The following is a 9028-nucleotide window of genomic DNA, read 5'->3' on the forward strand; positions in this document are numbered from 1 at the left end:
CAATACTATCAAACTCAACTTGACACAGCACTAGCGGCAAGAAGGGTTGTTTCGCTGAGTAACTGTCTACATATTTTTCGACTTTACTATAATTTTCCTTAGCGTGAAGGGGGAATGCTCATAAAAAGGGGAGGGTGCTATACCGCACCCTCCCTTCAGTAGAAGCCTCGCTCAGGCGAGCGAGGCTATAGGAACAGGATGTGGCAATTACTCGCCACCACCACCGCCACCCTCGACAGTACCACCACGAATTTCCAGATTATTCGCCTGCATGTAGCTTATAATCGTCTGGACTTGGCTGATCGCATACGTGAGTGCCTGGTTGACCTTCGTGTCTACAGGCGGCGTTGTCTCATATTTTGCCCACAAACGGTTGAAGTAATCCAACGCATCGTTGAAATACGCATCGTCGCTATCGGCTAACACCATGTATGCCTCACCAATCTGCACGAGACCGAGATCGGCATACTTGCTTCCAGGATACGCTTCAATGATCTTCTGATACTCAGCAATAGCGGCTTCGACAGCAGGTTTCTGCTCGTCACCGCTCGCGAGTTTCGATTCATTCAGCAGTGTCGTTGCGACCTCATACTCGTAGAAAGCAAGTGCGTTCGCGGTGTCGTTGAGATAGCCTTGTGCTGTCGATTTCGACTCCGCACCGATACCAGGTGTACTGATCGCTTTCTGATAGTTCTCTATCGCCATCTGATAGAGACGGATCCGTTCCGCTTGCTCCAGATCTGTTTCGGAGCCTGCGTTGTAGTACTTGTTACCGATGTTAATGAGCGCATCAGCAGTGTACTGACTGTTCGGATACTCAGCGGCGAGAACTTCGTTCGCCTCAAAGAGTCGATCATACCAGATCTGTTTCGCGTTCTCATCGCCAGACTTTTCAGCGGCTTCACTGAGAAGCTGCGCACATGTCGAGATAGCATACAACGATTCAGCGGCACTCTTGTGGGTACTATTCACAGTGCGCACCTTCTCGTATTCCTCAATCGCTTTCTCAAACTGTTGCGCGGCGTAGTAAGATTCGCCGACATGATACTGCCAGAAAGCGGCATCGTTCGCACTCGGATAACGGCGTACCATATCACGGAAGACATCGCCAGCGGCAATGAAGAAGTTTACCGCTTTTTCAGACATCTCGCCGTCCATACCGACTTGCATCCGTCCGAGTTCAAAGTTCGCAGCGGCAGTGTAATTCAGTGCGGTTTCCGTGTTCTTACGGAGTGCGTCCGATTTTGGGAAGAGTCCTTTATCGACGTAACTCACGAACGTCGTGAGCGGTTGAAGTGCACTCGTCAGATCTTGTGGCAGTTTCACGCCAATACCGACAGAATAGTAAATCTGACCGGATTGGAACAGTGAATTCTGAACATACGGGATGACCGTCTGTTTGTCCGCCTTTTCAACCGGCGCTGCGATCGAGGAAACTTCAAAGAAGGTGCTTGCGGCGTTGCGACTTGCATCGATGTAGGGTTTCAGGTCTGTGCCTGCCTCTGTAGAGAAGAGGGAGCGCGCTTTGTCGGAATAGAGGAAACCGAGGTTGTATTGCGCAGCGGCTTTCTCTGCCACACTCGCGTTCAGATTTCCTTTCGTCCGATCAAGGGCTTCAACCGCTTCGGTGATTGCTTCATCCAAACGTCCCAATTCCACGTAGAGTGTCGAACGGCGGATACCCGCATCTGCCACCATTGAGGCGACATTCGTGTTGTCCGAACCGCTATATTCTCCGATAAGGGTTTGGAAGGTTTCCAATGCCTTAGACGGCTGTTTCAACTGGTCTTGATAAATCAAGCCTATCCGATAGTGGGATTGCGCTTTGACGAGATCGTTTTCTACTAACTCAATGGCGTTCTGATAACTCATCAATGCGTCCTGATAAGTTTTCAGTTGTTCCTCTTGGGCAAATGCCATTGCGAAGTAGGAACGTCCCTTCATGTCTGCCTCTTGGGTGTTCTCAATAATGTACTGATACTCTTGCACCGCTGCGGCGTGGTCACCGAGGGTTCCGTTGAGTTCAGCAAGACGGGAGTGTGCTTGGAAGATAAGCGACTTGCGTGCCTCGTCTTCGGTCTGACCCTCTAATGCTGTAACCGCTTTGAATGCGTCTGCAGCACCTTTGTTGTCTTCGAGTCCGAGCAACGCTAAACCGGCAGTGTAGTTAGCACTGATGAGGTTATTCGCATCCTCTGTCAGTGTCGATACTTTTTCCGCGGCACTTACAGCGTTCTGGAGACTCAACTGCTTGCTGCCTGCATCCGTCGCGGATTGCGCGATCTGATAATGACAGACTGCTGCTTGATACTGTGCGTTCGGTGCAAGTTCACTCTTCGGGAAAGTTTGCACGAAGAAGAGATACTCCGCCAGTGCTTCATCATAGCGTTTCGCACTGTAATAAGTATGTCCGATCTTCAGTTGTGAACGGCTGCGCGCCTCTTCCGGGGCACCTGTGTTATCAACAATTCGCTTCAGTGAAGCCACGAGTGCATCGATATCCACCTCTTCACCGGTGTTTTCAATGGCGGTGGCTTTAATCAAGTCGATATGCCCGAGTGTCTTGAGAACGAGATCATTGTCACTGGAGGCATATTTATCGTTTGCTTCGTCAGCGAGTTGCAAGATGAGGGGCCATTTTTCCGCAGCGTCCTGCTTTTGTGCAGCATCGCGATAGGCAAGTGCCAAGCCGTAATACGCTTCAACAGCGTTCGGGCTATCGGCATAGTCGGAAATTACGCGTTTGAACGCCGTTTCGGAGGATTCCAAGAGTGCCGGATTTTCAGAAGCGGCTTGGTAGTAGCAAAGCCCGACGAGGTAGAGCGCATCGTCTGCGTATTCACCCGTCGGATTCCCATCGACCACAGCTTGATACTGGGTGGCAGCTTCTTCAAACCGTTCCTCTGCACGGAGCAGGTCAGCGAGTTTAATCTCTGCCAACGAACGGTTATCAGCATCGGCAAGCTTGTCTAAAATGCTGTTGTAGTAGTCAATCGCTGCCTCTTGATCGCCTTCCTTGACATGGCTATTGGCAACAAGAAGGAGTGCGCGTTCGTAGTATTCACTTGTGTCAGGAATAGATGCGTAGCGGTCGCGTGCTTGCGTCCAGTCACCGAGCATTTCGTGGGAAAGTGCTTCGTTCATGATACACGCTTCGACCTGAGCGACACGCTCACTGAAGTCATCGTAGCGTTCCTGGGCAACCCCTGGGAGGAATGCATCGTCAGTAAACATGGTGATCGCTTCCTGATACGCCGAAACAGACTTCCCGAGGTACTCCATATTGAAGTTCTCGCCAGCGTCGCCTTCCTGATAGCCTTCAGGTTTCGCGGCTTCGTAGTAGGAACGTCCTTCAAAGAATTTACCCATCAACTTGACGAGATGGAACTTCGGTAATGGACGGTAATCCCACAATTTCGCGTATTCTTCAGCCGCTTCAACGAACTGTTTGAATTCAGTCCGCTTGATGTCAGCGAAACGGAGTTGAACCTCAGCGGCGAGGATGTCGAACTCGTTATCGTTTTTGTTCTTCTCAATAAACTCGCGTGCAATTGATTCCAACTCGTCTTTGCGTCCGAGATCATTGAGTGCCCAAATTGCGCCGTAGAGCGCGTGCGGAGCAACGGGATCCTGCGGATAGTTGTCAACCGTTTTTTGATACCATTGCAGTCCGAGCTCAAGCGTTGCCATTCCGGTGTCAGTGTCCCCAGCCTTTACCTGATCGCTACCGAGTTTGTAGTAGGCTTCACCGATCTGGTAGGAGCAGTAGGGAATAAAATCAGTCGCTTCTTCGTGTTCGTTGATAACACGTTGGTACGCTACTGTCGCCTCACTCCAATTCTCTAAGCGGAAATGACTATCGGCGATACCGAGTTTCGCTTCAGCGATAAAGTCGCTCTCCGGGTATCCTTCAAGGAGCGTGTTATAGGCGACAATGGCGTTTTCATAGTCCCCTTGATCGAAATAAGTACGTCCGATGGCAGACTGAATTTCTGATTGCAGTGTGCGGTCTGCGGTGTTTTGGAGTGCCAACTCGTAGTTCACGCGTGCGTTGTCATAGTCCTTCTGACGGGCGTAAATCGCGCCTTGGTCGAAGTATGCCGCTGTGACGTATTGGCTTTCCGGGAACTGCGTGATGAAGTTGGTATACCGACCGATTGATTCATCATCCCTACCGAGTTGGTTCAAGCTATAAGCGGCTTTATACATCGCTTCGGCTTGCAGATCCGCGTAGTTCTTGAACTCCTCTGTAGCGATTTTATCGAATTCCTGATACGCCTGCTCGTAGTTGGATTCGTTGAGGAACGATTGCGCGATCAGGTGCTGTGCATCATCTTTAAAATCGGAATTTGGGAAACCATCGAGCACAGCTTTAAATGCCTGTCGGGAGTCCTCGTAGTTCTGCAGTTTATAGTTCAGCTGCCCGATAGCATACCAAGCGTTTTCGACGAAAAGGCTGTTCGGGAAGTTCTCAATAAGTTGTGTGAACTTCGGTTCCGCCAATTCAAACTGCTCTGTCCGATAGAGGATGTGTCCCCAAAGGTAGGTTAATCCCTCTTGGTGTTTCGGAATGGTTGCCGTCGGAGCAACCTTTTCAATGTACTCAGTCGCAGTGTCGTAGTGGTTCAGATCACCTGACTGTTCAGCGAGACGCGAGTAGCTGACTGCGATCTTATAATTGGCGAGGGTCGGGAAATCCTTGTCAATAACTTCGGTTTTCACGCCGCGCTTTGTTGATTCTTCGAGTGCCTCAGCATACTTGTCAATTGCGCCTTCATAATCCGCCTGTCCATACAGATCTTCAGCGGATTGGAAGAGTTGTTCCACCTTCTTCGAGCTACCCATCATAAAAGGTGAAAGGAGTGCAACTATTAAGGCGAGACCACCAATAATGCCCAAAATCCTTGGGTTCATTCGTATTCTCCTTGTTTACGTCGTGCACGCTAAAAACGCGCCCACGAGATTAAATGCTAAACTAACTTCAAACACTTTTCAATCTGTAATAGCAAAAAAGCAAATTTGTATAAATTCTACACAGGTGCCACCCCTACGGGGTTGTGTTGTGTGTTCTACGTTCTTCTACATAGATGTCGCCCCTATGGGGCTTCTGGCAACTGATAACTGACCGCTAATACCTACAACTCTCTGGAATCGTAGACTTCTGAAATAGACAATGTTTCCAATGGTACATCCAACAATTTCTGTGAAAAGCCTTTAAATCTGCTCCACTTTCGTTCATACTGTTGGAGTGCGTGCTGTCCTGCATCCATACCCTGCAGCAAGAGCAGTGTGTACCTGCTTTCGGTTAATACATCGCGACCCGTGAGACGTGCCCAGAACGCACCCTGTGCCGGAATTTCGGCATAGGCGAGCAATTCCGAGTCTATGTCTAACGCGACATTCGGGACTGTATCAGAATCGTTCTCTTGAAGTGCGGTGTAGATATATCCCTCTGTCATCGGTTCATCGGTGAATAGCCAGACATCGGAACCTGAATCAATAGCAGGCGTCTCTGTGGGACGCCCACTACTAACATTTCGACGAATGCCAGCCGGTTGGGTGCCGGTTTCCGTATCCTGTTTGATAGCGAGTGCCGCGGTAGGTTGAACTGAAGTAGCGGAATCGGCAGAGAAGAACCGAATTTTCGCCGCTGCATACAGGCGACCCAGCACATGGCTACCGTCATCGTGTGTCGAGACTTGGATAAGCATAAGCGGCGCAACAACTAACATCGTCAGCGTTAATCCGAAAATGTAATACGGGAAAGCGTGTTGTCTGATGGAGAGAAACCCACCCAAACGGGAATGATCAATACCTCTATGGAGTCGGGTGAGTAGATGCCATCCAAGACGCGTAGCAACTGCAAAGAGCCGTTGATGGAAGGCAGTTGGCGCACTCTGTTCAATACGGTGTTGAAGTCGCGTTGCAAATCGGGCGTAATAGGCATCGGATGCCTCCGGTTCAACGTAAAAGTTTTCGAGGAGGTGGTTCGTTTTCTTCAGGTCTACGACTTCTCGTTTGCACGATTCACAGGAGCGGAGATGCAATGCGACTACGCTGTTCTGCTGTTCGGAAAGCGTCCCATCTATATAGTCAGATAAAAGGCGTTCTATTTTGTCACACTTCGATCTCATTGATATTCTCCTCGAGATTGTGTGTTTCATACGTCTGTAACCCACGACACTTAACTAATTTCGGTTACCAAGATTTTCCTTTGGATCGAAACCTAAATGTTACTCGCATCTACGTAGGGTTTGAGCAAAGTTCGGAGTTTTTTGCGTGCATAGTGCAAGCGGGAGCGGACTGTGCCTTCGGAGCAATTGAGGATTGAAGCGATCTCCGCGTGCGTTAACCCTTCAAATTCATGAAGAATAACGACTGTCCGATGTTTCAGTGAGAGACTATTGACTGCCTTTGTGACATGGTGTCGCAGTTCCGCTTTTTCAGCATAGGCATGTGGGTCATTGGCGATCTGGGCGCGGTATCGCGTGACCGCCTCATATTCCGATTCCGATGCTGTTTCAAGTGTAGACGCTCGCTGCCGCTCTCTACGTTTGACAAAGTTCAGTGCTTCATTGACCGCTATTCGGTAGAGCCATGTCTCAAAAGCCGCATCCTTCCGAAACGTCCGGATTGAGCGGTACACCTTAATAAAGGTCTCTTGCATGACATCGTCGGCATCCGTGTGGTTTTTGGTGATCTGCATCGCGAGACGGTAGACCATCCGCTTATATTTTTCCACCAACGGTGCCAATGCTGTCTCGTCGCCTTCACAAAGATCGGCAATGAGCAAGGCTTCAGTTCTTTCCACCGAACTTTCTCCTTTAGGTTTCTAACGGATTAATGGGTTAGACAACGCCTTTTTGAAAACCGTTCAAAAATTTTTGGTTATGAGTTATCGTTTATCTGTTTTCAGATGTATTATAGCATTATTTGAAAAATTGTATAAAGAAAAATTTGGCTATTGGGGCGTTCGCTACGCTCACTGGTAGCGGTTAGGGCGTTCGCTACGCTCACTTTTAGGTGTTAGGTGTTAGGTGTTAGGTGTTAGGGCGTTCGCTACGCTCACTTTTAGGTGTTAGGTGTCTCTTTGCTACTTGCTAACCGCTAAAAGGGTTTAAAAGGGTTTCTACGAAATCCGCCCTAATCGCTAATTACTGATTGCTAAAAGGGTTTCTACGAAACCCGCCCTAATCGCTAATTACTAATTGCTAATTAGTTCTGATGTTTTTTTGTAAGTTGATTAACATCTTTTTTATGTAAATGACCACATCCACTAACTCGGTATATTGATCGACATTGATATATTTGAGGTCATGGGCAAGAAGGATGAGATACTCTGTTTCACTTGCTGAACCCATTGCTATCTGAAGGAAACGGGCGAAGTCAGCAGGACTCTTTCTTCCGCAACCTTCGGCGATGTTTGTTGGAATCGAAGCACAAGCGCGGCGAATTTGACTTGTGAGTCCATATATTTCTTCACGAGGAAATTGGGCGGTTAGTTCGTATATCCTCAAAGTTAAACCATGAGATTTTTCCCACACCTGCAACCTTCTGAAGTCTCTCATATTTATTTGTAAATGATTTTCGGTTAATAGTGGTTAGTAATTTGGGTGGTAATACTCCGTTCACTTTTAGCCGTGAGCCGAATCGCTAAAAGCATTCCGAAGGAATGCGCCCTAACCGCTAATTGCCAAACATAGAAAAAAAGGGCAACGTATTGAAAATACGCCGCCCTCTTTGTCGAAATAGCCTCAATTTTACTCTTTACCCTTGGTTACAAAGGTTACACTGACATCAGTCGAATTGCCAGCGGCATCTGAGACTTTACCTGCGATAACATAGGTCGTCTCGTTGCCAATCTCTTTACCTTTGACAAGTTCGAGCGTCGCTTTGTTGCCTTCAACTTTGCCAAGCCAACCGACATCGTCGCCGGCTTCGGTCTGCAGCGCGACGTTACCAGAAACGTCTTCACTGAACTCAAGTTCGATCGCCGCGGCACTGTTAATAGCTTCGGGATCGACATCCTTGTCACCATCAGAGACGGTGCCGCCAGTGACTGTCGGCGGATCGGTATCCGGTGCTGTGACCGTATAGTTCAATGCTTGGGTGCCATCAGCCCACGTGATCGTCAATGCGAGCGGACCAGGGGTGAAGGGACCTGTAATCGTCGCTGATTTACCTGCGACTGTGACAGTACCGGCACTTACCGTGACATCCGCGGGTGCGTTGTCAAAGGTAACCGTAATACTTCCATTCGCCGCAATTTCGCCACCCGGCGGGGTTGCGCTTACGAAGTTCGCTGGTGCAGCTTCTTCTTCTGTTTCATCATCGCCACCACAGCCGACTATCAGTGACATGGCGAATAAGCCAGCCAGCAATAAAGCGAAGGTTCTAAACAATTTTGTCATTAGAGTTAACTCCTTAAATTGTAAAGTTTATCAAAATACACCCTTTCAGTAGGGCGTCCTAAAACTTTCGGTCCTTTCCCATAGACACTCACGAGAGCACTTGGGAAAGTCGGTTTCGGTTACGCTGCTGATTGTACAATTCAGCAATGCCCTTGAAACCTATGATCATATTCTCGTTAAGTCAAGTAACGTAGGGCTATTTCGTTTGTTGTTCTCTCCGCAATGCGTAAAGAACAAACCAACACGTTGAGAACAGAATTTCGCGGGGGCAGTTCACAGAGTAAAACACCATTGGATTGTTGCACCCCTCGCCCGAAAGTCAATATCTAAACGAGTACCTTAAAGTTTAGCAAAAATTGCAAACTTTGTAAAGGTAAAAATTACGGATTTGCCCAAAATTATATGAAAATTAGTCTCTTTTGTCAAGAGAAAACTTCATTTTTACGTAAATTTACCATAAATTTTAACGTTGTCAAGAAAAAATTTGGTACATGTACTCGTAAAATCAAGTTTAAGGACATTATATAGTATATCACAGATTGAAAAAAAAAGCAAGATTTTTTAATAGCAGTTAGCGGTTAGCAAGTAGCAAAGAGGCACCTAACACCTACCAGTGA

Annotated in this window: 5 protein-coding genes; all 5 read right to left on the reverse strand. The window is 48.0% G+C overall.

The genetic code is table 11. From position 1 onward, the window contains the following. Positions 1–207: 207 nt before the first annotated feature. The 5 genes from J4G07_19915 to J4G07_19935 all read right to left on the reverse strand — a co-directional run bounded on the left by J4G07_19915 (position 208) and on the right by J4G07_19935 (position 8411). Positions 208–4914, reverse strand: a complete 4707-nt coding sequence (locus tag J4G07_19915; protein ID MCE2416258.1) for a tetratricopeptide repeat protein — start codon at positions 4912–4914, stop codon at positions 208–210. Between the two features lie 221 nt (positions 4915–5135). Next, positions 5136–6134 carry a zf-HC2 domain-containing protein gene (locus J4G07_19920; GenBank protein MCE2416259.1) on the reverse strand — a complete coding sequence of 333 codons (999 nt, stop codon included), beginning with the start codon at positions 6132–6134 and terminating at the stop codon, positions 5136–5138. A gap of 92 nt (positions 6135–6226) precedes the next feature. Continuing rightward, the gene (locus J4G07_19925) at positions 6227–6811 is read right to left on the reverse strand and encodes a sigma-70 family RNA polymerase sigma factor (GenBank protein ID MCE2416260.1); all 585 of its coding nucleotides are present in this window, start codon (positions 6809–6811) and stop codon (positions 6227–6229) included. A 400-nt stretch (positions 6812–7211) separates the two neighbouring features. After that, a complete protein-coding gene (locus J4G07_19930; protein MCE2416261.1) occupies positions 7212–7568 on the reverse strand; it encodes a four helix bundle protein in 357 nt (118 codons plus the stop codon). A gap of 192 nt (positions 7569–7760) precedes the next feature. After that, positions 7761–8411 carry a hypothetical protein gene (locus J4G07_19935; protein ID MCE2416262.1) on the reverse strand — a complete coding sequence of 217 codons (651 nt, stop codon included), beginning with the start codon at positions 8409–8411 and terminating at the stop codon, positions 7761–7763. Positions 8412–9028: the final 617 nt, after the last annotated feature.

This window comes from Candidatus Poribacteria bacterium (genome assembly GCA_021295715.1).
GTDB lineage: Bacteria > Poribacteria > WGA-4E > WGA-4E > WGA-3G > WGA-3G.

Coding starts and splice junctions, on each gene's coding strand:
- J4G07_19920 (MCE2416259.1), bottom strand. CDS start 6,134: ATGAGATCGAAGTGTGACAAAATAGAACGCCTTTTATCTGACTATATA.
- J4G07_19915 (MCE2416258.1), bottom strand. CDS start 4,914: ATGAACCCAAGGATTTTGGGCATTATTGGTGGTCTCGCCTTAATAGTT.
- J4G07_19930 (MCE2416261.1), bottom strand. CDS start 7,568: ATGAGAGACTTCAGAAGGTTGCAGGTGTGGGAAAAATCTCATGGTTTA.
- J4G07_19935 (MCE2416262.1), bottom strand. CDS start 8,411: ATGACAAAATTGTTTAGAACCTTCGCTTTATTGCTGGCTGGCTTATTC.